This is a genomic window from Pseudomonas sp. EA_65y_Pfl2_P78 (assembly GCF_963970495.1).
Classification (GTDB): domain Bacteria; phylum Pseudomonadota; class Gammaproteobacteria; order Pseudomonadales; family Pseudomonadaceae; genus Aquipseudomonas; species Aquipseudomonas baetica_A.
Genome location: NZ_CAXAON010000018.1, coordinates 61575 through 86061 on the forward strand (window position 1 = coordinate 61575; position 24487 = coordinate 86061).

Sequence of the window (24487 nt, forward strand, 5' to 3'; positions counted from 1 at the left end):
AATGGAACTGGCCAGCCTGATCGGACGCCTCAACCCGGACAACCGCCGCGCCCTCGAACGCGCCGCGCAACGGTGCCTGCAACGCGGGCATCACTTTGTCGAGATTGAGCATTTGCTGCTGGAATTGCTGGATATCGAGGGCGGCGACTTTGCCTTTCTGCTGCCGCGCTTCGGTCTGGAGCGTGATGCGCTGAGCGCTGAAATCAACAAGGCGCTGGAACTGTTCAAGGCTGGCAGCACGCGCACGCCAGCGCTGTCGTCACACACCCTGGGCTTACTCGAAGATGCGGTGGTGCAGGCCAGTGTGCTGGGACTCGACAGCATTCGTTCGGGGCTGCTGCTATTGGCGTTGATTGACCGCGACGAGCGCCGCAGCCTGCTGCTCAACAGTGCCTCATCGTTACTGCGCATTCCCAAAGAAGCGCTGCGGGCGAACTTGCTGGAGTGGACCGAAAACTCCCGTGAGCATGTCGGCCCGCGTTCCGCGGCTTCCTCTGGACATCCTGCGCCACGACAGGATTCGGTGCTGGATCAATACACCCAGGACCTGACCGCCGACGCCCATGCCGGACGCATCGACCCGATCGTGGGCCGCGATGGTGAGATTCGCCAATGCATCGACATCCTTCTGCGGCGCCGGCAGAACAACCCGATTCTGGTCGGCGCACCGGGCGTGGGCAAAACCGCCGTGGTCGAAGGCCTGGCCCTGCGCATCGCCGCCGGCGACGTGCCGCCCTCGTTGCAGGAAGTCAGTTTGCGCGTGCTTGATCTCGGTCTGTTGCAGGCCGGCGCCGGGGTCAAGGGCGAATTCGAACAACGCTTGAAAGGCGTGATCGACGCGGTACGCAGCGCCGACAAACCGATCATTGTGTTCATCGACGAAGCCCACACCCTGATCGGCGCCGGCGGTGCCGAGGGCGGCAGTGATGCGGCCAACCTGCTCAAACCGGCATTGGCCCGAGGCGAATTACGCACCCTCGCCGCGACGACGTGGATGGAGTACAAAAAATATTTCGAGAAAGACCCGGCCCTCGCCCGCCGCTTTCAGTTGGTTCAAGTCGAGGAACCGGACGAAATCACCGCCGTGGAAATGCTCCGTGGTGTCGCCGCCAAACTCGAACAGCACCACGGCGTGCAGGTGCTCGATGCGGCGATCCACGAAGCGGTGAAACTGTCGCACCGCTACATCTCCGGCCGTCAGTTGCCGGACAAAGCCATCAGCGTCCTCGACACTGCCTGCGCGCGCGTCGCCCTCGGCCAGCACGACGTGCCGCCGCCGCTGGAAAGCCTGCGCCACCGGCAAAACAGCCTCAAGGATGAAGTCGAACGCTTGCGCCGCGAACAGGCCACGGGGCTGGATCACCGTGAGCGCATTACCCTGCTGGAAAGCGAATCTGGCGGCAACGTTCAAGCCATCCGCGAACTGGAAACCCGTTGGGGTGAAGAGCGTGTAGCCGTGCGCGAGTTGCTCGACACTCGTCGTGAGTTGCTCGACTTGAGCGAGCGCGCCGACAGCGACAAACCCGACGAAGCGACTGACAGCCGCATCGATCATCTGGCCGCTGAACTGCTGCGTCTGGAAGCCGGACTCGATGCGATCCGCCAGGACGATCCACTGGTGCCCGAGCAGGTCGATACCAAAACCGTCGCCGCCGTGATCGCCGGATGGACCGGCATTCCTGTCGGCAAAATGCTCGCCGACGAAGCCCATGCCGTGCGCACACTCGGCACCCGCATGGGCCAACGCGTCATGGGCCAAAGCACCGCGCTCAACACTATCGCCCAACGCTTGCAGGCCTATCGCGCCGGCCTCACCGACCCGCAAAAACCGGTCGGGGTGTTCCTGCTGGTCGGCCCTACCGGCGTCGGCAAAACCGAAACCGCTTACGCGCTGGCCGATGCGTTGTACGGCGGCGAACGCAACCTGATCAGCATCAACCTCTCCGAGTACCAGGAAGCCCACACCGTCAGCCAACTCAAAGGCGCGCCGCCCGGTTATGTCGGTTATGGCAGCGGTGGTGTATTGACGGAAGCGGTGCGGCGCAAGCCGTATTCCGTGGTGTTGCTCGATGAGATCGAGAAGGCCCATCCCGATGTGCTGGAGGCGTTCTACAACGTTTTCGACAAAGGCTTGATGGAGGACGGCACCGGATTGGTGGTGGACTTCAAAAATACCGTGATGCTCGCCACCAGCAATGTCGGTGCCGAGTTACTGCTCGACACACCCGTGGCGCAACTCGGTTCTGACGCCTTCAACGAAGCCCTGCATAAAGTCCTCCTGCAAGCCTTCCGTCCGGCATTTCTGGCGCGCATGACCGTGGTTGCGTATCGACCGCTGGATGAGGCGACGCTGGAAGGGATTGTGCTGGCGAAACTTGAGAAGTTGCGTGGCCGCTACAAGGCAGCGACCGGCAAACAATTCGAGTTTGATGCGGGAATTGTCAAAGCCGTGCTCGCCAAGTGCAGTGCGGCGGGTGCGCGGGATGTCGAGAATGTGTTGATGACGCAAGTGACGGGGAAGTTGGCGGAGTGGGTGCTGGAGTAATCCCCATCGCCCTTCGCCGATGTACGAAAAACCGTGATGAAAGGAAGGTACTCTTCCAAAACTGACAAGGATAATGTCATGAAAAAAAGCCTGAAATTACCGATGAGTCTGCTGGGAGCCTGTGTCGCAATACCGTTGTCCGCACCAGCGGACACCCAACATTTGGAAAACGAGTTGGTGGGCAAGGTGTCCTTCCTGACCTCTACGGTCGAAAAACTCAATGGCGCGAACTTGCAGATTGACCCCTTTCTGACCTCGCCCATTTCCCCGCCGCCGAACTACAAGGGGCCGCTGTTCACACTCAGCCATGATTATCCGACCCAATTACCGACCGGCACTTCCTTCCCTTGGAGCAAGACCACCGGCAACGGCAAGATCACCCAGGCCAACGCCGGTGCCTACGTTCAGGCGCTGAAAGATTACGTCTCCCCGGACATGCGCAAGATCGTCTACGACTACGCCAACTGGAACTACAAGGACAGCGGCTGGTACGACTCGATCTGGCTGGGTATCGAACGCGAACCCATTCGTGGTGTGTATGTCGGGTCAGGGTTTCCCGCCGGCACACTGACGGATCAGACCCTGCCCGTGACCACTTATGTGCTGACACTGTACGACACCCGTGCGGCGAAAACCCTCGGCGACATCTGGGGCAAAACCCCTGAACGCGCAATGAATCCGGTTCTGGAAACGAGCACCACGCAGTTTGCCGAAGGCAGCGTCATCATCAAATTTGCCATGGTCAGTGCCTGTGGCAGCGATTGGGCCCCCATGGAAGGCGCCGCCCAATGGGAAATCTACGCACCGGTGAACACCAGCAATGGCAGCGCGCTGAATAAAACACAATGCGTCGGCAAAGACTTCAAGGGCACCACCACTCAACCGGCGATGACCAAGGTGTCGTTGATGCAGTTCGACATCATCGTCAAGGACAGTGTCGCCTCACCGCAAACCGGATGGGTGTTTTCGACCCTGGTCTACGACAAGAACGCGCCGGGCAAAGACGCCTGGGACAAGATGATTCCGCTGGGCGCCACCTGGGGCGGCAACCCGGACGTCATCAACACGGCGCCAACAGCGCTGACGCCGCCCGTCACGGTCAATCCGAAGCTCAGCGAAAACTGGATCAATCCCCAGTCGCCGGCTTATTCGGTCTCAACGCTGGGATGGGACGGCCGATTGTCAGGCCCGAACGACGGTGCCGTCGTGACGCCAGCCTGGACCGGCTCGCACTATTACCCGGCCGGTCTGGCCAGTGCCGGATGCCTGGGATGCCACAGCAGCGCCCAATATCCGATGACCTCGTTCTTGCTGCCCACCTCCAGCCAGCCACCACAAACCATCGATCCGCCACTTTCGGGCAGTGACCCTGACGCGGCACTGGTCATGGCCGACCCCGGATCGAAACTCTGGATGAGCTGGTTCCAGAGCCGCGACGGCAAGACCCCGATGGGGCCGGACACCTCAGCAGGTGCAAAACCGGTGGCGCTGGATTACGACATGGTCACTGCGTTCAAGGCGATTCCGATGTGGCAGCAGGCCAAGGCGGCTGAGGCCAAAAATGTTCAGAAGTAGCTAAATCAAAGGGGACGGATTTAATTCTGCCGTTTGCCGAACAAATAAATCCGTACCCTTTTTTTGGTCAACATCAATAACTCACCTATTCACGGAGTAACCATGCCATTTAGTATCATGACCCCAGCAGAACTCGGTGGTGGCGTTCGTCCCTGGTTAAGTTTGGCTACCATCCCAGGTATGCGTGTGTTCACCTCAAATGAAATCTATCAACGACTTATTTACGATCAGGCTTACTTCAGTGGACTGCAAATAGACCTGATCAACCAAGTCCGTTACTTGTATGAACTGGGTACCACTCAGGCAGGCAATACCGAGGGCGGGACTCTGGCGTTTCATGGCGGGCACGTTATCGTCAGAGACGGAGCAGCCTTGTATCAAACCTGGCAACAGGAATATCAACAATTAACAGTCCCCTCGGGACAGCGAAATTCAGGCGTGAATCTTCCATCTTCTCATTATCCAGGGAACGCCAATCCGCAGTATGAACTTCGCCTCCCTTTGACCCCCCAACAAAACTGGGGAACCGTTCTTTTCGGAACTAACAATGGAGACTCCTGGTTTCAGATAGAGGCTCACTCGGGCACAGTAGGCGATGGAGTATCAGGTACAGTCAGATACATGAGTGACACTTTGATGCATCTCGTTGATTTCCTAAGTCACAAGGCCACGAGTCAACAGGTCGGTCCTTGCGGGTACTCTGCGCACATGGAGACACTTAATCCGGTTGTCGTACAGTTATAGATTAATAACCGAATGAATTGAAAAGCCCGGTCAAGTCGAAATCTATCTGTATAAATTCACTTGTCTCAGCCTCTGAATAGTGGAACCTGCCCCCTCTAAAGAGACAACACCATGCCCCGATCCACCGACAGCAACACCAGCCTTTCGCTCACTGCCACGTCGCTGTCGGCGCTTTACCCTGAGGCGTTGTCCGGTGACGAAGGCCTTAACCTGCTCGGCTCACAAATCCTCAACGGCCTCAACGACGGCACCGCCCTCACCCTGATCAGCGCCGTCGCCACCCACGTCACCACCACCCTGCACAACGACGAACAACTGCGTCCGTTCGATGCGCTGGTCGCTGAAATCCGCCAGCTCCCCGCTGACGCCACCGCCGAGCGCTATCAGCTTGTACTCAGGCCATGGCTCTGGTGGCTGACCCTGGCCAGCAACAACCGCGTGTTCCAGAACCTCGCCACCTCGGACATCGTCACGACGATTTTCAACGCCCACGGTTTCAGCGATTTCAAACTGTCGCTGACCGGCAGCTACACCCCGCGCGAATACTGCGTGCAATACGGCGAAACCGATTTCGCCTTCGTCTCGCGGCTGCTGGAAGAAGAAGGCATTTTCTGGTTCTTCACCCACGACGACGGCAAGCACACGCTTGTACTGGGCGACAGCAACGACGCTTTCGTGCAGACCCCTAATGGGCCGAAGGTCAGCTATCTGGGGCAAGGACTGGGTCAGCGCGAGCTGCACGGGATTCGCGCAGGCCAGGTGTGTTTGCAAGCGGTGGCTGGGGTGTACAAGGCGACGGATTACGAGTTCACCACGCCGACCACTTCGCTGTACGGCCAGGCCGAAGCGGTCGCCGGGCCGCGTGCGATCTACGAACATCCGGGCGGCTACAACGCCAAGGCGCGCGGCGATGCGTTGACCAAGCAGCGCGTCGACGGTTTGCGCAGTGAAGAGAAACGTTTTGTCGGCGAAAGTGATTGCCGTTGGCTGATTCCGGGGCACTGGTTCACCCTCGACGGGCACGACGATGCGAGCCTGAACATCGACTGGGTGGTGACGCGGGTCACCCATGACGTCAGCCATGAAAGCTATCGCAACCGTTTCGAAGCGATCCCCAAAGCCACGCCGTTTCGCCCGCAACGGGTCACACCAAAACCGCGCATGCACCCGCAAACTGCAATTGTGGTGGGCAAGTCCGGCGAAGAAATCTGGACTGACGAATACGGCCGGATCAAGTTGCAGTTCCCTTGGGATCGCGATGGCAAGAACGATGAAACCAGTTCCTGCTGGGTGCGCGTGGTGTTGCCCTGGAGCGGCAAGGGCTTTGGCATGCAGTTCATCCCGCGCATCGGTCAGGAAGTCATCGTGACCTTTATCGACGGCGATCCGGATCGGCCGCTGGTGACCGGGTGCGTCTACAACGGCGACAACGCCCTGCCCTACGCCTTGCCGGCCAATCAGACGCAATCGGGGATCAAGACCCAATCGTCAAAGGGTGGCGGCGGTTTCAACGAACTGCGCTTCGAGGACAAGAAAGACGCCGAAGAGGTGTTTTTGCAGGCGCAGAAAGATCTGAAGATCAACGTGCTCAACGACACCACGGCCACCGTCGGCCACGACGAAACCCTCACCGTACAGAACGCCCGCACCCGCACGGTCAAGGACGGCGACGAGACCGTGACCCTGGAAAAAGGCAAACGCAGTGTGACGATCCAGACCGGCAGCGACACGCTCGATGTCAAGGACAGTCGCACGGTAAAAGTCGGCGCTGACCAAGATCACAGCACGGGCGGTAATTACACCGACAAAGTCACGGGCGATTACAGCCTGACCGTGGACGGCAACCTGACGATCAAAGTCAGCGGCACCCTGACCCTGCAAAGTGGCGGCAGCTTCACCATCAAGAGCGGCGCCGATCTGGCGACGTCGGCCAGCACCTCGATCACCCACAAGGCCGGCACTGCCTTGACCAATCAGGCCGGTACATCGCTGGACAACAAGGCCGGAACCACCCTGACCAACGATGCTGGCATCAGCCTGACCAACAAGGGCGCGGCCTCGCAGACCGTGGACGGCGGCGGCATGCTGACCATCAAGGGCGGGCTGGTGCAGGTCAACTGACAGGGAGCAACCATGGCGATCACACCGCTGGACTTGCAGCAGAATGACAAGCAGCTCAAGGGACGTTTGCAGGACGGCCAGCTCGATGGCCCGTTGCAAATCAAGGACGACGGGCGCAAACAAGCCGATCTGAACTACAGCCAGGGCGAGTTGCAGGGTACGTCGCTGCTCTATCACCCCAATGGCAAGGTCTCGGCGCAGATGCCGTTTGTACACGACAAGCTGCAAGGGGTTGCCAGTTTTTACGCGCCGGAGGGCTTTTTACAACGCAAGGCAACGTATCGGCGCGGGTTGTTGCATGGGGAAGCGCTCAATTACTTTCCTGACGGCCAGGTGGCGGAGGCTGAGTTTTATCGCGATGGCGTGCGTGAGGGGCGCTATCAGCGCTTTCATCCCAATGGCAAACCGGCGGTGCAAGCGCGTTATGTGAATGGGCAGTTGATGGAGCCTGAACAGGGGTTTGCCGAGGATGGACGGCCGTTGGGCGCGGATGGCAAGCCGATTTCGCGGGTGCGCTGGTGGTATCAACGCTGGATGGATCCGCAGCAGGCCTGACGTTTCAGGGTGTATTGACTGGCCCTTTCGCGAGCAAGCCCGCTTACCCATTGGAATGCGATCAAATGTGGGAGCGGGCTTGCGCGCGAAGAGGCCGGCACATCCAACGCAACAATCAGGGAATCAGCATCTGCATCTGCCCCGGCATGACGATCTTGATCACCCCCGCCCAAGTGCACATCAACGTACTGTTGGCATCGATCGCTGGCATCCCGCCGAGCAGCAAGGTCGGCGCGCCGCCGGGAATCCATGGCGACGCGGTTGCCGGAATGCACGGCATCGGTGTCAGCACGCCCAGCGCAGCAGCGGTGGCGGCCGCCACCGTCGGATTGGCCATGCTCATGCACACCCCGAACGGCAGGATGTTGACCAGCGGAATGTAATCCATGATGTTCGCCGCCGGCATCCCGCCGGTCAGCGTGCGATTGACCGGCAACACGTTGAGCGCCGACGGTGCGGCGCCGAAGCTGCATTGCAAAGTCGCAGTGGCACAGACTTGTGGACAGCCCATTTCCCGACTCCTTGTTGGACACGGCATACCCGCTAAACCTTAGTCTGCTACGGCCCGCCCTGCACATTCCCAAAGGTGATTGTCCGGCAACACGCTAACCTATAAGACCGACCCGCGCTTGTGACCGACCGAGCGCCCCATTAGATTAGCCAATGATGTCTGGCCTCCAAAATAAGCAGAAGGGATAAGCATGGCGCTTACTGACCAGTCCACCCGTATCCGCTCTGGCGAAGAACTCGATGCCAGCCTGATCGATCCATACCTCAAGGCACACATTCCGGGCCTGCGCGGCTTGCCTGCGATCAGCCAGTTTCCCGGCGGCGCGTCAAACCTGACTTACCTGCTCGAATACCCCGAGCAGGAGTTCGTGTTGCGCCGGCCGCCGTTCGGTCACAAGGCCAAATCCGCCCACGACATGGGCCGCGAATTCCGCATCCTCAATCAATTGCGCGACGGTTTTCCGTATTGCCCGAAAGCCTACGTGCACTGCACCGACGAATCGGTGATCGGCGCCGAGTTCTATGTGATGGAACGGGTCAACGGGATCATCCTGCGCTCGGAACTGCCGCCGGAGCTGGGTCTGGATTCAGCGAAAACCGAGGCGCTGTGCAAGAGTTTCATCGACCGTTTCGTCGAACTGCACCGCGTCGATTACAAGGCCTGTGGTCTCGGTGATCTGGGTAAACCTGAAGGTTACGTTGCCCGCCAGATCAAAGGCTGGAGCGAGCGCTACGAAAAAGCCCTGACCCCGGACGCACCGCACTGGGAAGCGGTCAAAGCCTGGCTCAACGACAAGATGCCGGCCGACCACCCGACGTCGAGCATCGTCCACAACGACTACCGCTTCGACAACGTGATCCTCGACCCGAACAACCCGATGCAGATCATCGGCGTGCTCGACTGGGAACTGACCACCCTCGGCGATCCGCTGATGGACCTGGGCAACACCCTCGCCTACTGGATCGAGGCGGGCGACCCGGCGCCGGTGCAACTGATGCGCCGCCAGCCGAGCCACGCCCCGGGCATGCTGACCCGCCGCGAGTTCGTCGATTACTACGCCGAGCGCTCGGGCATCCAGATCGACAATTTCGACTTCTACTACACCTACGGCCTGTTCCGTCTGGCCGGGATCGTGCAGCAGATCTACTACCGCTTCTACCATGGCCAGACCCAGGACAAACGCTTCGCGCAGTTCATTCACATGAACAAACTGCTGGAGCAGATGAGCTTGCAGGTCATTTCGAAATCGAGCCTCTGACGGCCCACACCCAGGAACCCTTATGTCCAAGACTCAGTTGTTCGACCTCGACGGCAAGATCGCTTTCGTCTCCGGCGCCAGCCGTGGCATCGGTGAAGCCATCGCCAAACTGCTCGCCCAACAAGGCGCCCACGTCATCGTTTCCAGTCGCAAACTCGACGGCTGCCAGCACGTCGCCGACGCCATCATCGCTGACGGCGGCAAAGCCACCGCGGTGGCCTGCCACATCGGTGAAATGGAACAGATCAGCCAAGTGTTCGCCGGGATCAAGGAACAGTTCGGCCGCCTGGATATTCTGGTGAACAATGCCGCCACCAACCCGCAGTTCTGCAACGTGCTGGACACCGATCTGGGCGCGTTCCAGAAGACCGTCGACGTGAACATCCGTGGCTACTTTTTCATGTCCGTGGAAGCGGGCAAGCTGATGCGCGAAAACGGTGGTGGCAGCATCATCAACGTCGCCTCGATCAACGGCATCTCGCCGGGGATCTTTCAGGGCATCTACTCGGTGACCAAAGCGGCGGTGATCAACATGACCAAGGTCTTCGCCAAGGAATGCGCGCAATTCGGCATCCGCTGCAACGCCCTGCTGCCGGGCCTTACCGACACCAAGTTCGCCTCGGCGCTGGTGAAGAACGACGCGATTCTGAAACAGGCACTGACGCAGATCCCGCTCAAGCGTGTGGCCGATCCGAGTGAAATGGCCGGTGCGGTGCTGTACCTGGCCAGTGATGCGTCGAGCTACACCACAGGCGTCTCACTGAACGTGGACGGCGGGTTCCTGTCCTGATCCTGGCGGTCAATCAATAACCCTGTGGAGGTGAGCGTGCTCGCGTCCACAGGGCATGTGTACCAGGCCAAGAGCCTTGGCACTTGCCAACCGAAACTCAACACCGTCCCGCCCACCTCGCCAGCCTCCAGCACAATCAGCTCAGACCGAGACTATTGCCCTGCGCACGCTATTGGGTGATGCAACGGGTAGTGGTGATGTGACGAGTCACTTGCCCGTCGGCATACACATCGCCGGCTACCTCGGTATTCTCGAGGACCTGGCAGGTGCGTTCCGGCGGCGCAGGTGGCATTACCGGTGGCGGTGGCGGCGCACTGGCACAACCGGCCAACAGCGCCACAGAAAAAACCAACGACAACGGCGAACACACGCGTTTCCCAAGATTGTTCATAGGACGACCCGCGAAAAGAGAGACAAACTCCCGCGACCAAACCGACCACGGAAGACCTGACCACTCATTCTTTATAGCCGAGCCCCTCGCAAGCGCCAGTAAAACGGTCAGATCAGGGAAGACTGGCTGTCGATTTTGCGTTGTGCTCCCGGCGCAGGTTGCCTGCACAAGCCGCTGGCCAGTCTGGCCGCTTTCGCGAGCAAGCCCATTCCCACAGGGATCGCGGGCATCCGACAGAAATGGGTCGGCGACCACGGCTGCTATTGGTGCGCCCCGAAACGAAGGAACTCAGAGCCCCAGCAAGCAACCTGCCCACACCATAATCTACGCCAGATCAGGATCCCGCGAAGTCCCCAAAGAGTTGCTCTGCAACTCATACCGCAATTCATCAATCAACACATCGACAGACCCGGACGTGCGCAAAGCATCGAGTTTCAAACCACCGATCACCAAATCCACCTGCCCGGAAACCGGGTCAAACAGCTTCACCGTCAGCGAATGATCACCATCCACCGAACACTCACAAGCCAGCGGCGAAAAACTGTGCTCAAGCCGCGCGCGCAACTGCGCAAGATTCATCATTGGAGCTATTCCTTGAACTGTCTCACTGGGACACGATCCCAAGCCAAAAAAAGGCTCGTATCGCACCCCGCCAGACTAAGAACAGCCTCCTCACAGCAACACACGAATTTGCACCTGTCGCACTAGTGCATTTGCACCCTATCGCTGGCCTTTGCTGCGCCAATCGCCCGAAAACAAGCCACGCTCGCGCGCCCAGACAATTGCTTCACTGCGGCTGTGCACATCCAGTTTGGAATACACCGTCGCCACATGATTACGCACCGTGTTCGGTGCCAGTTTCAGCCGCGCCGCGATCTCCTTGTCCGCCAGCCCCTCGCAGATCAACCCCAGCACATCGCGCTCACGAGCGGTCAGCTCGGTGAACGACACACTCGGCAATTGCGGCGAGTTGACCTTCTTCACATTGGCCAGTTTTTCGATCAGCGTGCGACTGAACCACGAAGCGTCCTTCATCACCTCTTCAATCGCCGCCACCAGTTCAAGCTCGGTACGCTTGCGCTCGGAGATGTCCATCAGCACCAGCAGGTAGCACGGTATGCCCTGAATATTGACCGTGTCGGCGGACAGCGTGCATTCAAGCAAATCTGCATCCTGCTTGCGCACGCTTACGTCGACCCAATCAACCCGGCCGTTTTTCTCCAGTGCCACCAGCAACCGTTCGCGCTCTTCGGCGTCGTTGATAACGTTCAGTTGCGTCACGGTTTTGCCCACGACGTCTTCGCCGGCATAGGCCAGGGTATCGAGGAACGCTTGATTGACGTCGATGACCCGTTGCTCGTCGGCGCTGCAGATCAGAATCGGCACCGGGGTCAGGCGAAAAGCCTTGGCAAACCGCTCTTCACTCTGGCGCAGCGCCACTTCAGCCTGGCGCCGCGACTCCATGTCGACAAAGGAAAACAACATGCACGGCTCGTCATTAAGCACCAGCGGTTGTCCGGCAACGATCACTTGCTTGGTGGTGCCATCGGGCAATCGCAGTTCAGCCTGCATCTGCGGAATAGTCGCCACATCGCGCAGGCGCTGGATGGCCAGGTCTTTATCATCGGCCTGCTCAAGGATGTCGATTTCATAGGCCGAGGTGCCAATCACTTGGTCGCGGGTGTAGCCAGTCATCTCCAGGAACCCCGGATTGACCTTGATATACCGCAAATCGCTGAGACGGCAGATCACCGCCGGTGCCGGATTGGCATTGAAGGTCTTTTCGAAGCGCTGCTCAGCATTGGCCCAATCAGTAACGTCACTCATGATCAGCACCAGCGACTCGGGCTGGCCATCACGGTCGGTCAGCACCATGCTGCGCACGCTGTGAACCCAGATGCGCTCGGGGTCATCCACAGCGAACACCTCGATCAACACGTCGCTGAAGGCTTCGCAACGCGCGGCACGGCTAATGGGATAGTGCTCGGGCGGCACCGGGTGATTGTTGCGATAACGCAGGCTGAAGCGCTTGGCGTACTCATCGGCGTTCGTGCCCAGCTCGCCGATCCGGTTGACGCCGTGCATGGCCAACGCCGCTTCATTAGCCCAGAGAATGCTCTGATCAAGCTCAAGCAGAATCACCCCGTCGGACAACCCGGCGATGATCTGTTGCAACTGACGACGATTGGTTTCGCGGGTCAGGACTTCCTGGCTCATTGGATCTCCACAAGTGATACGACCATGTGAAGATTACGACCGCAGCGGCGCGTGATCGTGCGAAGCACCTGCAAGGGTCCGTCATAAGACTTGATGCTGATTTATCCGGCCTCCTCGCGGGCTGGCCCGCTCTCACAGGGATCAGTGTTCCACCCACTCACGCAACGTATCGAGAAACAGCTTGAGCATCGGCGAAGCATCGTCCGCCCGATAGGTGGCGTACAGCGGCACTTCCGGCAGCGGTGGCGTCAGCGCCTTGAACACCAACCCCGCCGCTGTCAGCTCGACGCGGTGATGACTGCGTTCGAACAGCGGCGTGCCGAGTTCTTCTTCCAGCAGGCGAATCTGCTGGCTCAGAGGCGGCTGACAGATATGCAACCGCTCAGCGGCACGACCGAAATGCAGTTCATCGGCCAGCCGCTGTTCGTGCGTGAAGGTGGCGGCAGCAACCTGACGGATGCCGGGCAGTTGTTTGCCAGTGTGTTGTCGGACGGTCTGGCGCAGATTGCGGCGCATTACAACCTCTATGCGGTGTGGCCGCATGGGCAGGCTGAACGGGTGGCGCCAGTGGTTGAAGTGATCAAGCAGTTGGCCTTGCACACCCCGTCATGACGCTATCGCTGGCAGATCAGCTTCCACAGTTTGAGCGCTGGACTCAGGAAAAAAACCGGCGGGAGTCTTGGGGGCCGCCGCCGGGGAGGTAACCTAAATGCCGAAGCGGTCGCGTAGCGAGTAGTAGACGGCACCGAGGGCGGTCAATGGGGCGGAGAAGGTACGGCCGCCGAGCATGGGCATGTGTGGCAGGGAGGCGAAGGCGTTGAAGCGTTCGGCGTCGCCGCGGATCATCTCCGAGATCAGTTTGCCGGCCAGGTGCGAGCAGGTGACGCCGTGGCCGCTGTAGCCTTGCATGTAGTAGGCGTTTTTCTCGATGCGGCCGAATTGCGGCATGCGTGACATGGTCAGCAAGAAGTTGCCGGTCCAGCGGTAGTCGATTTTCACATCCTTGAGTTGTGGGAAGGTCTTGAGGATCTTCGGGCGGATCAGTTGTTCGATGTCGTCCGGTTCCCGCGCGCCGTAGACCACGCCGCCGCCGTACAACAGACGGTTATCGGCCGTCAGGCGGTAGTAATCCAGCAGATAGTTGCAGTCTTCGACGCAGTAGTTGTTGGTGATCAGGCTGCGCGCCTGCTTCTCGGTCAACGGTTCGGTGACGACGATCTGCGAGCCGCACGGCATGCTTTTCGCGGTCACGCGGTTGTCGAGGCCTTGCGGCAGGTAGGCGTTGCCGGCGATCAACAGGTACTTGGCGCGTACCAGGCCTTTGGCGGTGCGCACGACGTTGGGCTCGCCGTAGGTGATCTCCACGGCGGCCGATTGCTCGTAGATCTTGCCGCCCAGGCGCGTGATTGCAGCGGCCTCACCGAGGGCCAGGTTCAGCGGGTGAACATGGCCGCCCTGCATGTCCAGCAGGCCACCGACGTAGGCGTCGGAGCCGACTTCGCGACGAATGTCCGCCGCGTCGAGCATCTTCAGATTGCGATTGCCGTAGCGTTCCCAGTTGCGCTTCTGCTCGGCCAAACCGTTGAGCTGCTTCTTGTTCATCGCCGCGAAAATGCCGCCTGGGCGGTAGTCGCACTGGATGTCGTAGTCCTTGATGCGCGAACGGATGATGTCGGCGCCTTCGAAGATCATGCTGCCGAGGATTTCTGCGGTCTTGTCGCCGTAGCGCTCTTCGATCACGTCGACGTCGCGGCTGTAGGAGTTGACCAGTTGACCGCCGTTGCGACCGCTGGCGCCGTAGCCGACTTTCGCCGCTTCCAGCACCGTCACCTTGTAGCCGGCTTCGGTCAGGAACAGCGCCGAGGACAAACCGGTGTAACCGGCGCCGATGATGCAGACGTCGCAGTCCACCGCTTCTTCCAGCATCGGGAAGTCGATGACTTCGTTACGGGTGGCGGCGTAGTAGCTGTTTACGTGTTGTTGTTTCATACGTTTCTCCGATGGCCGCAGAACACCTGCGACCGTCGCTGTAAAAGAATTAGAGCTTGATCCAGGTCGCTTTCAGCTCGGTGTACTTGTCGAACGCATGCAGCGACTTGTCGCGACCGTTGCCCGACTGTTTAAAGCCACCGAACGGCGCGGTCATGTCGCCGCCGTCGTACTGGTTGACCCACACACTGCCGGCGCGCAGGCCGCGAGCGAAGGTGTGCGCCTTGCTCAGGTTGCTGGTCCAGACCCCGGCGGCGAGGCCGAAGATACTGTCGTTGGCGATGTGCAGTGCTTCTTCCACAGTGTCGAAGGTGATCAGCGACAGCACCGGGCCAAAAATCTCTTCCTGGGCGATGGTCATGGCGTTGGTTACGCCGTCGAAAAGCGCCGGTTGCACGTAGAGGCCACCGGTTTCTTCGAGGGTGCGTTGGCCGCCAGCGATCAGTTCGGCGCCCTGCTCGCGACCGATGCTGATGTAGCGCAGCACGTTGTCGAGTTGACGCTGATCAACCACGGCGCCGACGGTGGTGGCCGGGTCGAGGGAGTGACCGGGTTTCCACGCTTGCAGCGCTTCCACCAGCAGGGGGATGAATTGCTCGCGGATCGAACGCTCGACCAGCAGACGCGAACCGGCGGTGCACACTTCGCCCTGGTTGAAGGCGATGGCGCCGGCGGCGGCCTGGGCTGCTGCGCGCAAGTCCGGGGCGTCAGCAAACACCACGTTCGGGCTCTTGCCCCCGGCCTCGAGCCAAACGCGTTTCATGTTGCTTTGGCCGGCATAAATCATCAGTTGCTTGGCAATCGCCGTGGAGCCAGTAAAGGCCAGCACGTCGACGTCCATGTGCAACGCCAGCGCTTTGCCGACGGTGTGACCAAAGCCCGGCAGGACGTTGAACACGCCTTTTGGAATGCCGGCATCCAGCGCCAGTTGCGCGATGCGGATGGCGGTCAGTGGCGACTTTTCCGAAGGCTTGAGAATGAACGAATTACCGGCGGCCAGCGCTGGAGCGAACTTCCAGCTGGCCATGATCAGCGGGAAGTTCCAAGGCACGATGGCGGCAACCACGCCCGAAGGTTCGCGGGTCACCAGACCGAGTTGGTCGTGCGGCGTGGCGGCGACTTCGTCGTAGATTTTGTCGATGGCTTCGGCGCTCCAGCGGATCGCGTTGGCGGTCGCCGGGATGTCGATGCTCATGGAGTCGCTGATCGGTTTGCCCATGTCCAGGGTTTCAAGCAGCGCCAGTTCTTCCTGGTGTTGCAGGATCAGATCGGCGAAGCGGATCAGGATGCGCTTGCGCTCGGCCGGGGCTTTTTTCGCCCACACGCCGGATTCGAAAGACTGGCGAGCGACTTCAACAGCGAGGTTGGCGTCGGCTTCGTCGGTACTGGCCACGCAGGCGAGGAAACGGCCGTCGACGGGGCTCAGGCATTCAAAGGTGTCGCCGCTGATCGCCGGGCGGTATTCGCCGTTGATGAACGCGCGGGATTCGAGGGTCAGGGACTGGAAGCGTTGTTCCCAGTCGTTGCGGGTTGTAGTCATTGTTGTGGCTCGACAAGGGGGGATTGGGGTGATGGCAGGCGATCGCCCACTCATCAAAACCTGGTAACCGTATCCCCTGTGGGAGCGGGCTTGCTCGCGAAAGCACCATGCCAGACAAAATGATTTTGAATGACACACCGCATTCGCGTGCAAGCCCGCTCCCACATTGGGTCGGTGTTGGTCTGCAAATCAGACCGTATGCAGGTACCAGTTGTACTCAAGGTCAGAGATCGAGTTTTCGAATTCGGCCAGCTCGCTTTCCTTGCACGCGACGAACACGTCGATGTACAGCGGGTCGATGTAGCGGGCCATGACTTCGCTGTCGTCCAGCTCGCGCAGTGCGTCGCGCAGGTTGTTCGGCAGGCTCTGCTCGTTCTGCTCGTAGCTGTTGCCTTCCACCGGCGCACCCGGTTCGATCTGGTTGGTCAGGCCGTGGTGGATACCGGCCAGCACCGACGCCATCAGCAGGTACGGGTTGGCGTCGGCACCGGCCACGCGGTGTTCGATGCGCACGGCGTCGGCCGAACCGGTCGGCACACGGACCGCCACGGTGCGGTTGTCGATGCCCCAGCTCGGCGAGTTCGGCACGTAGAACTGTGCGCCGAAGCGGCGGTACGAGTTGACGTTCGGGCAGAGGAACGCCATTTGCGCAGGCAGGGTCTCCAGCACACCGCCGATTGCGTGTCGCAGCGCGGCGTTCTGCTCGGGATCCTCGCTGGCGAAAATGTTGTTGCCTTCTTTGTCCAGAATCGAAATGTGTACGTGCAGACCGTTGCCCGCCTGGCCCGGATACGGCTTGGCCATGAAGGTGGTGTCCATCTCGTGGTCGTAGGCGATGTTTTTCACCAGACGCTTGAGCAGGACGGCGTAGTCGCACGCCTTGATCGGGTCGCAAACGTGATGCAGGTTGACTTCGAACTGCGCCGGGGCGCTCTCCTTGACGATGGCGTCAGCGGGGATGCCCTGCTCTTTCGCGCCTTCGAGGATGTCTTGCAGGCAGTCGACGTACTCGTCGAGGTCGTCGATCAGGTAGACCTGAGTCGACACCGGACGCTTGCCGGACACCGGCGAACGTGGCGACTGCGGACGGCCGTTCACGTTGTCCTGGTCGATCAGATAGAACTCCAGTTCGAACGCCGCGCAAAGGGTCAGGCCCATTTCATCGAACTTGCGCACCACGTTGGCCAACACTTCACGCGGGTCAGCGAAAAACGGCTGGCCTTCGATCTCGTGCATGGTCATCAACAATTGTGCGGTGGGGCGCTTTTGCCACGGCTCGATGCTCAGGGTGCCAGGGATCGGGTAGCAGATGCGGTCAGCGTCGCCGATGTCCAGCCCCAGGCCAGTGCTTTCGACCGTGGAGCCATTGATGTCGAGGGCGAAAAGCGAGGCCGGCAGGTTGATGCCTTTCTCGTAAACCTTATGAAGACTGGTGCGTTCGATGCGCTTGCCGCGCACCACACCGTTCATATCCGCAATCAGAAGGTCGACGTACAAAACCTCAGGATGTTTCTTAAGGAATGCGTTTGCTTCGTTGAGTTGAACGGCACGCAGAGGGACCGACATGATGCACCTATTTAGCTGTTAATTATTATGTTCACTGCTGTTTCGCCGAGCCAGTCAATCCGAAAGACAAAGTGAAGTCAATAGCGAACACCTGACCGCCCAGCCTTTATTTTTAGGGCTTTTTTTAACACTTTCATGCCAACACAAGCGCCAGACACCCAGAAACCGTGAAAGATGGATGAACGGCGTTTAGAATTTTTTACATGGCAGTTGTTAATTAAAATCAACGAGGCTAAGCTCCGGAAAAGCTCGTTCAAGTGTCAAACTTCGAGGTGAATAAAAATGGCATTCAAGCCATTAATCGGCGTTACTGCGTGCGTCAAACAGATTGGCCTGCACCCCTATCACATCAGCGGCGACAAGTACGTTCGCGCTGTCAGCGTTGCGGCGCTGGGGCTGCCGGTGGTCATTCCTTCCCTTGGCAACCTGACTGAAATCGATGACCTGCTCGGTCAACTCGACGGTCTGTTGCTGACCGGCTCGCCCTCCAATGTGGAACCTTTCCACTATCAAGGCCCGGCCAGCGTCCCCGGCACGGATCACGATCCGGCGCGAGACGCCACCACCCTCCCTTTATTGCGTGCCGCCATTGCGGCGGGCGTTCCGGTGCTGGGCATTTGCCGTGGTTTCCAGGAAATGAACGTCGCGTTCGGCGGCAGCCTGCATCAGAAGGTGCATGAGTTGCCGGGCATGCTCGATCACCGCGAAGCCGACAGCCCGGATGTGGCCGTGCAATACGCACCGGCCCATGCCGTCACCGTGCTTGGTGGCGGCGTGTTCGAAGCGCTGGGGTTGCCGGACGAGTTCCAGGTCAACTCGATTCACAGTCAGGGCATCGACCGCCTCGCTCCCGGCCTGCGCGCCGAAGCGGTGGCGCCGGATGGCCTGATCGAGGCGATCTCGGTGGAGCACAGCCCGACCTTTGCCCTCGGTGTGCAATGGCACCCGGAATGGCAGGTACTCGATAACCCGAACTACCTGAGGATTTTCCAGGCGTTCGGCCAGGCTTGCCGGCAACGGGCGACGCGACGCAACCAACGCTGACCCAACCCGGGATTTCATCACTGTTTACTGCCCCCACGGGTCGGCGGCTGCGCGTTTGTGCATCCGTCATCCGTGAAAACGACAAACCGTAATAACAACAAGTACGACCCAGGCAGCCAGGACGGCGGCGCCGACCAAGCCGGATCGGTAAGAGCAGTGCCCGTCAGGACAACGCAAAACCCTGTGGGAGCGGGCTTGCTCGCCAAAGCGGTGTGTCAGGCAACAACGATGTCGATTGACACGACGTATTCGCGAGCAAGCCCGCTCCCACAGGGGGATGTGATCCGACAGGCAATGCGCTGACCGCTCTGCAATCCACTTTTAAGCCAGGCCACATTGGCCCGGCGAACGAAACCTGTTGGGAGTTTCACATGGCAAACGCCTCCAGCACTTACAGGAAGGCTCTTGAAGGTCATCAGCAACCGAAAAAGGTTCTGGTGAAAGTCGATCGCGTGACCAAGAAGTTCGACGAAACCACCGCCGTGGACGATGTGTCACTGGAGATCCATCAGGGCGAAATTTTCGCCCTGCTCGGTGGCTCCGGTTCGGGCAAATCGACCCTGCTGCGCATGCTGGCCGGTTTCGAGCGCCCGACTGAAGGGCGAATCTTGCTCGACGGCGTGGACATCACCGACATGCCGCCCTACGAGCGGCCGATCAACATGATGTTCCAGTCCTACGCGCTGTTTCCGCACATGACCGTGGCGCAGAACATTGCCTTCGGCCTCAAGCAGGACCGTTTGCCCACCAGCGAAATCGACGCCCGCGTCGAAGAGATGCTGCGCCTGGTGCACATGACCCAATACGCCAAGCGCAAACCCCATCAGTTGTCCGGCGGCCAGCGTCAGCGCGTCGCCCTCGCCCGCTCGCTGGCCAAACGTCCGAAGCTGTTGCTGCTCGACGAACCGATGGGCGCACTGGATAAGAAGCTGCGTTCGCAGATGCAGCTGGAACTGGTGCAAATCATCGAACGCGTCGGCGTAACGTGCGTGATGGTGACGCACGACCAGGAAGAAGCCATGACCATGGCCGAACGCATCGCGATCATGCACCTGGGCTGGATCGCGCAGATTGGTAGCCCGATCGACATCTATGAAGCCCCGGTCAGCCGCATGGTGTGCGAATTCATCGGCAACGTGAACGCTTTCGACGGCACCGTGGTGGAAGACCTGGAAGGTCACGCGATCATTCACAGCCCGGACTTGCAGCAGAAGATCTACGTCGGCCACGGCGTCAGCACCTCCGTACAGGACAAGTCGATCACCTACGCGATCCGTCCGGAAAAAATGCTCGTCAGCACCACCCAACCGGAGTTCCGCTACAACTGGTCTGAAGGCAAAGTGCATGACATCGCCTACCTCGGCGGCCACTCGGTGTTCTACGTCGAATTGCCCGGCGGCAAGATCGTTCAGTCGTTCATGGCCAACGCCGAACGTCGTGGCGCGCGGCCGACCTGGGACGACAAGGTCTACGTCTGGTGGGAAGACGACAGCGGCGTGGTACTGCGCTCATGAAAACTTTCAATCAGCAATTCCTGCGCCTGGTGCCCAGCGGGCGAAAACTGGTGATCGGCATTCCGTTCATCTGGCTGTTCCTGTTCTTCATGCTGCCGTTCTTTCTGGTGATGAAGATCAGCTTCTCGGAAGCAGCCCTGGCCATTCCGCCCTACTCGGAGATCTACACCTACGCCGAGCAGAAATTCCAACTGTTGCTGAACATCGGCAACTACACCCTGTTGGGTGAAGACGACCTTTATCTGTCGGCCTACCTCGGCTCGCTGAAGGTCGCGGCACTGAGCACGCTGATGTGCCTGGGGATCGGCTTCCCGATGGCTTACGCGATCACCAAGGCGAGCAAGGAAGCGCAAAACGTCTTGCTGCTGCTGATCATGATGCCGACCTGGACGGCGATCCTGATCCGCGTGTATGCGTGGATGGGCATTCTCAGCAACAACGGTTTGCTCAACGCGTTTCTGATGTGGACGGGGCTCACCGATCACCCGATCGAGATCCTCAACACCAACACGGCCGTGTATATCGGTGTGGTTTACGCCTATCTGCCGTTCATGGTGTTGCCGTTGTACGCCAACCTCGTCAAACACGACGGCAGCCTGCTGGAAGCCGCGTCAGACCTGGGCTCGAGCAACTTCAATAACTTCTGGAAAATCACCGTGCCGCTGGCCAAGAACGGCATCATCGCCGGTTGCATGCTGGTATTCATTCCGGTGGTCGGTGAGTTCGTGATTCCAGAACTGCTCGGTGGCCCGGAGACGCTGATGATCGGCCGCGTGTTGTGGCAAGAGTTCTTCAACAACCGCGACTGGCCGGTGGCGTCCGCCCTGGCAGTGGTGATGCTGTTGATCCTGATTGTGCCGATTCTGCTGTTCAACCGCAGCCAGGCCAAAGAGATGGAGGCACGGGGATGAAACGCTTCGGTTTTGCAAAGTTCATGCTGATCTTCGGCCTGATGTTCATCTATCTGCCGATGCTGATTCTGGTGATCTATTCGTTCAACGCCTCGAAACTGGTGACGGTGTGGGGCGGTTGGTCGGTGAAGTGGTACGTCGGCCTGCTCGACAACACACAACTGATGGGCTCGGTGCTGCGCTCGCTGGAAATCGCCTGCTACACCGCGATTGCCGCTGTTGCCCTCGGCACCCTGGCCGCGTTTGTGCTGACGCGGGTCACACGCTTCAAGGGGCGCACACTGTTTGGTGGTTTGGTCACCGCGCCGTTGGTGATGCCCGAAGTGATTACCGGTCTGTCGTTGTTGCTGCTGTTCGTGGCGATGGCGCAGTTGATCGGTTGGCCGCAGGAACGTGGCATCGTCACCATCTGGATCGCCCACACCACGTTTTGTGCAGCCTATGTGGCGGTGGTCGTTTCCGCCCGACTGCGTGAACTGGATCTGTCGATTGAAGAAGCGGCAATGGATCTGGGGGCAAAACCCTTCAAGGTGTTTTTCCTGATCACCATTCCGATGATTGCGCCGTCGCTGGCGGCGGGCGGGATGATGTCGTTTGCCTTGTCGCTGGATGACCTGGTGTTGGCAAGCTTCGTGTCGGGTCCGGGTTCTACCACCCTGCCGATGGAAGTGTTCTCGGCGGTGCGTCTGGGCGTGAAGCCTGAGATCAATGCCGTGGCCAGCCTGATTCTGCTGGCGGTGTCGATCGTGACCTTCCTGGTCTGGTATTTCGGCCGCAAGGCAGAAGCCAACCGCAAACGTGCGATTCAGGAAGCGATGGATCAGACCGCCAATGAGTCGTGGCAACAACCGCAACGCACCGCTGCCAGCGCTTGATAACGGATGTTGTGGCGACGGGGCTTGCCCCCTCGCCACAGATTTACCGCGTTGAGTTTTTGAACAAGAACAATGGAGTTGTACCGATGAAAATGTTTGGCAGGACTCTGCTGACACTGTCCTTAATGGGCGCAATGGCCATGGGCGCCCAGGCCAACGACAAGGTGCTGCGTGTTTACAACTGGTCCGATTACATCGCGCCGGACACCGTCAAGAAGTTTGAAGACGAGACCGGCATCCGCGTGACCTACGACGTCTTCGACAGCAACGAAACCCTTGAGGCGCGTTTGCTGGCGGGCAAATCCGGTTACGACATCGTCGTGCCGTCCAACAGTTTCCTGGCCAAGCAGATCAAGGCCGGCGTGTATCAAACGCTGGACAAATCGAAGCTGCCGAACTGGAAGAATCTCAACCCGGTGCTGCTGAAAAACGCCTCCGCCAGTGATCCGGACAACGCTCACGCATTCCCGTACATGTGGGGCTCGATCGGTATCGGGTTCAATCCGGCCAAGGTCAAGGAAGTGCTCGGCGCCAACGCCCCGACCGATTCCTGGGACTTGCTGTTCAAGCCCCAAAACGCCGAGAAGCTCAAGGCGTGTGGCATCAGCTTCCTCGACTCGCCGACCGAAATACTCCCGGCCGCCCTGCACTACCTGGGCTATCCGGTGAACGACAAGGACAAGTCGCACATCCTCGAAGCCGAAGCGCTGTTCATGAAGATCCGCCCGTACGTGGCGTACTTCCACTCTTCGAAGTACATCTCCGATTTGGCCAACGGCAACATCTGCGTGGCCGTCGGTTATTCCGGTGACGTGCTGCAGGCCAAGGCCCGGGCGGCGGAATCGGGCAACAACGTGAAGATCGACTACAGCATCCCCAAGGAAGGCGCCGGCAGCTTCTACGACATGGTCGCGATCCCGCGTGATGCGGCGAACGTCGACAACGCGTACCTGTTCATGAATTTCCTGATGCGTGCTGACATCATCGCCGAAGTCACCAACAACATCGGCTACAGCAACGCCAACTCGGCGGCGACGCCACTGGTGGATGAAGCGATCCGCAACGATCCGGGCTCGTACCCGTCGCAAGCGGTGATGGCGACGTTGTATGCGGTGCCGGATCAGCCGATTGCCACCCAACGGATCATGACCCGCGGCTGGACGCGGGTGAAACTCGGCCAGTAACCGCCCCCCCCTGTGGGAGCGGGCTTGCTCGCGAAAGCGTAGTCTCAGGCACCTGTGAATTGGCTGACCTGACGCCTTCGTGAGCAAGCCCATTCCCACAGGGGATAGGTGGCGGTTTGAAGATTTATGATTTCCCGTTCACGCAGCGCCTTACCACCGCTGCCCCCACATGAACGGCCTCACCTGGCTCCCTCGGCTCAGGTGAATTTCAGGCGCCCTCGGGCGCCTTTTTTTGTCGCTCAGGTCAGCGGCCAATCCTGCAAAACGCGGTAGCGCCCCTTGTGCGATTCAAACAGGGCAAAGCGCTCGGCACGCAGGCAGAACTCCGGCGGTGTGGCGGCTTCCGGCTCGGGCGCACGGTAATCACGGGCCAGCGTCAGATGCGGGCGAAACGCGTGTGACGGCGCCTCAAAACCAAACGGCAACATGGCCTGCTCAAGCGCATAGACCAGACGCAATAACGCCTGCGGTGCCTGCTCGGGCGCCAACGACAGCACCCCGGCGCGATGCCAGACCTGCAAGCGATCCAGCGAAATCCGCACAGCCTCTCCCGGCGTGCGTACCTTACTGGCGGCTTCGCAGACTTCGCCGATCTGCGCCAATGGCACGGCACCGAGAAACAATAACGTCAGGTGAAAATTGTCGGCGGGCACGGGTTTGCCGGCCCTCAAGCCCAACTCCCCACGCCACTGGGCAATCGCCTTGCGCTGCGCCAGTGGACAGTCCAGGGCAAAGAACAGCCGCTTGGACGGCAGATCCCCGTGTTTTTCATCCGTCATGGCCTGGCTCCTTATAGGGTTGTGATTGCCGATTCTACCTGCCCCTTTCTGACGACTCGCCACACAAGTCTATAGTTCAAGGATTGCCATCAACCGGAGGCCGCCATGCGCGAGATCCTCAGCAAAGAGCCGTGGTGGGCCAGGCCACCGAGTCCCGGGCAGGACGAAGCCGAGCTCGAATGGGGCTGGCTGGTGCATTACAGCGAAGGTGAGCCGCGCTTCGAGTTTGTCCGAGAGCGGCCAACGGATGAGCAGATTCGTCATCGCAAAGGCTGTCGGATTACTCCATCGGCAGAGTGAAATACACACCTGTGGGAGCGGGCTTGCTCGCGAAAGTGGTGTGTCAGGAAACATTATTTTTGAATGACATACCGCGTT

The 24487-nt window shown here is 59.7% G+C and carries 22 protein-coding genes and 1 pseudogene; 14 read left to right on the forward strand and 9 right to left on the reverse strand.

From position 1 onward, the window contains the following. Window position 1: 1 nt before the first annotated feature. The 5 genes from tssH to AACY02_RS15560 all read left to right on the forward strand — a co-directional run bounded on the left by tssH (window position 2) and on the right by AACY02_RS15560 (window position 7540). Window positions 2-2545 carry a type VI secretion system ATPase TssH gene (gene tssH, locus AACY02_RS15540; protein ID WP_339432716.1) on the forward strand — a complete coding sequence of 848 codons (2544 nt, stop codon included), beginning with the start codon at window positions 2-4 and terminating at the stop codon, window positions 2543-2545. Window positions 2546-2623: 78 nt separating this feature from the next. Then, window positions 2624-4120, forward strand: a complete 1497-nt coding sequence (locus AACY02_RS15545) for a hypothetical protein (protein WP_339432717.1) — start codon at window positions 2624-2626, stop codon at window positions 4118-4120. 102 nt (window positions 4121-4222) lie between these two features. Beyond that, entirely contained in the window at window positions 4223-4864 is a 642-nt protein-coding gene (locus AACY02_RS15550) for a hypothetical protein (RefSeq protein ID WP_339432718.1), read from the forward strand. A 111-nt stretch (window positions 4865-4975) separates the two neighbouring features. Next, complete coding sequence (tssI, locus tag AACY02_RS15555; protein WP_339432719.1) at window positions 4976-6985, forward strand: type VI secretion system Vgr family protein; 2010 nt, start codon at window positions 4976-4978, stop codon at window positions 6983-6985. Window positions 6986-6997: 12 nt separating this feature from the next. Next, complete coding sequence (locus tag AACY02_RS15560; protein ID WP_339432720.1) at window positions 6998-7540, forward strand: toxin-antitoxin system YwqK family antitoxin; 543 nt, start codon at window positions 6998-7000, stop codon at window positions 7538-7540. Between the two features lie 115 nt (window positions 7541-7655). Here AACY02_RS15560 and AACY02_RS15565 read toward each other — a convergent pair whose 3' ends face one another. Next, window positions 7656-8051 carry a DUF4280 domain-containing protein gene (locus tag AACY02_RS15565; protein ID WP_221732681.1) on the reverse strand — a complete coding sequence of 132 codons (396 nt, stop codon included), beginning with the start codon at window positions 8049-8051 and terminating at the stop codon, window positions 7656-7658. 190 nt (window positions 8052-8241) lie between these two features. Between AACY02_RS15565 and AACY02_RS15570 the strand changes: the two genes are divergently transcribed. Together AACY02_RS15570 and AACY02_RS15575 are read left to right on the forward strand one after the other, a co-directional pair. Beyond that, a complete protein-coding gene (locus tag AACY02_RS15570; protein WP_339432721.1) occupies window positions 8242-9309 on the forward strand; it encodes a phosphotransferase family protein in 1068 nt (355 codons plus the stop codon). 22 nt (window positions 9310-9331) lie between these two features. After that, window positions 9332-10099: an SDR family oxidoreductase gene (locus AACY02_RS15575; protein WP_221732683.1), complete on the forward strand. Its 768-nt coding sequence runs from the start codon at window positions 9332-9334 to the stop codon at window positions 10097-10099. A 169-nt stretch (window positions 10100-10268) separates the two neighbouring features. On the opposite strand, the gene AACY02_RS15580 is transcribed toward AACY02_RS15575, so the two are convergent. The 4 genes and pseudogenes from AACY02_RS15580 to AACY02_RS15595 form a co-directional block, all read right to left on the reverse strand. After that, complete coding sequence (locus tag AACY02_RS15580) at window positions 10269-10490, reverse strand: hypothetical protein (protein ID WP_339432722.1); 222 nt, start codon at window positions 10488-10490, stop codon at window positions 10269-10271. Window positions 10491-10814: 324 nt separating this feature from the next. Further along, window positions 10815-11072, reverse strand: a complete 258-nt coding sequence (locus AACY02_RS15585) for a DUF1652 domain-containing protein (RefSeq protein WP_339432723.1) — start codon at window positions 11070-11072, stop codon at window positions 10815-10817. Window positions 11073-11210: 138 nt separating this feature from the next. Continuing rightward, window positions 11211-12707: a helix-turn-helix transcriptional regulator gene (locus AACY02_RS15590; protein WP_339432724.1), complete on the reverse strand. Its 1497-nt coding sequence runs from the start codon at window positions 12705-12707 to the stop codon at window positions 11211-11213. 258 nt (window positions 12708-12965) lie between these two features. Further along, a pseudogene (locus AACY02_RS15595) lies at window positions 12966-13124 on the reverse strand (LysR family transcriptional regulator); the annotation flags it as partial. On the opposite strand from AACY02_RS15595, the gene AACY02_RS15600 reads away from it, so the two are divergent. Beyond that, the gene (locus AACY02_RS15600) at window positions 13080-13319 is read left to right on the forward strand and encodes a hypothetical protein (RefSeq protein WP_339432752.1); all 240 of its coding nucleotides are present in this window, start codon (window positions 13080-13082) and stop codon (window positions 13317-13319) included. The pseudogene AACY02_RS15595 and the gene AACY02_RS15600 overlap by 45 nt on opposite strands. A gap of 93 nt (window positions 13320-13412) precedes the next feature. Here the strand turns inward: AACY02_RS15600 and AACY02_RS15605 are convergent, their stop codons facing one another. From AACY02_RS15605 to AACY02_RS15615, 3 genes are all read right to left on the reverse strand, one after another. Then, window positions 13413-14696: an NAD(P)/FAD-dependent oxidoreductase gene (locus AACY02_RS15605; protein WP_339432725.1), complete on the reverse strand. Its 1284-nt coding sequence runs from the start codon at window positions 14694-14696 to the stop codon at window positions 13413-13415. A 49-nt stretch (window positions 14697-14745) separates the two neighbouring features. Then, entirely contained in the window at window positions 14746-16236 is a 1491-nt protein-coding gene (locus AACY02_RS15610; protein ID WP_339432726.1) for an aldehyde dehydrogenase, read from the reverse strand. A 189-nt stretch (window positions 16237-16425) separates the two neighbouring features. Then, on the reverse strand, window positions 16426-17802 hold the full coding sequence (locus AACY02_RS15615; RefSeq protein WP_339432727.1) for a glutamine synthetase family protein: 1377 nt from the start codon (window positions 17800-17802) through the stop codon (window positions 16426-16428). Window positions 17803-18084: 282 nt separating this feature from the next. Between AACY02_RS15615 and AACY02_RS15620 the strand changes: the two genes are divergently transcribed. The 5 genes from AACY02_RS15620 (at window position 18085) to AACY02_RS15640 (ending at window position 23330) form a co-directional block, all read left to right on the forward strand. Next, window positions 18085-18846, forward strand: coding sequence for a gamma-glutamyl-gamma-aminobutyrate hydrolase family protein (locus tag AACY02_RS15620; RefSeq protein WP_339432728.1), 762 nt, complete (start codon window positions 18085-18087; stop codon window positions 18844-18846). 371 nt (window positions 18847-19217) lie between these two features. Further along, entirely contained in the window at window positions 19218-20360 is a 1143-nt protein-coding gene (gene potA / locus AACY02_RS15625; protein ID WP_339432729.1) for a polyamine ABC transporter ATP-binding protein, read from the forward strand. A 29-nt stretch (window positions 20361-20389) separates the two neighbouring features. Beyond that, window positions 20390-21271: an ABC transporter permease subunit gene (locus AACY02_RS15630; RefSeq protein WP_339432751.1), complete on the forward strand. Its 882-nt coding sequence runs from the start codon at window positions 20390-20392 to the stop codon at window positions 21269-21271. Further along, complete coding sequence (locus AACY02_RS15635) at window positions 21268-22146, forward strand: ABC transporter permease subunit (RefSeq protein ID WP_339432730.1); 879 nt, start codon at window positions 21268-21270, stop codon at window positions 22144-22146. Before AACY02_RS15630 ends, AACY02_RS15635 begins: the two co-directional genes overlap by 4 nt. Before the next feature lie 86 nt (window positions 22147-22232). Beyond that, the gene (locus AACY02_RS15640) at window positions 22233-23330 is read left to right on the forward strand and encodes a polyamine ABC transporter substrate-binding protein (RefSeq protein WP_339432731.1); all 1098 of its coding nucleotides are present in this window, start codon (window positions 22233-22235) and stop codon (window positions 23328-23330) included. A 239-nt stretch (window positions 23331-23569) separates the two neighbouring features. Here AACY02_RS15640 and thpR read toward each other — a convergent pair whose 3' ends face one another. After that, window positions 23570-24109 carry an RNA 2',3'-cyclic phosphodiesterase gene (gene thpR / locus AACY02_RS15645; RefSeq protein WP_339432732.1) on the reverse strand — a complete coding sequence of 180 codons (540 nt, stop codon included), beginning with the start codon at window positions 24107-24109 and terminating at the stop codon, window positions 23570-23572. 105 nt (window positions 24110-24214) lie between these two features. Between thpR and AACY02_RS15650 the strand changes: the two genes are divergently transcribed. After that, a complete protein-coding gene (locus AACY02_RS15650) occupies window positions 24215-24409 on the forward strand; it encodes a hypothetical protein (protein WP_339432733.1) in 195 nt (64 codons plus the stop codon). Window positions 24410-24487: the final 78 nt, after the last annotated feature.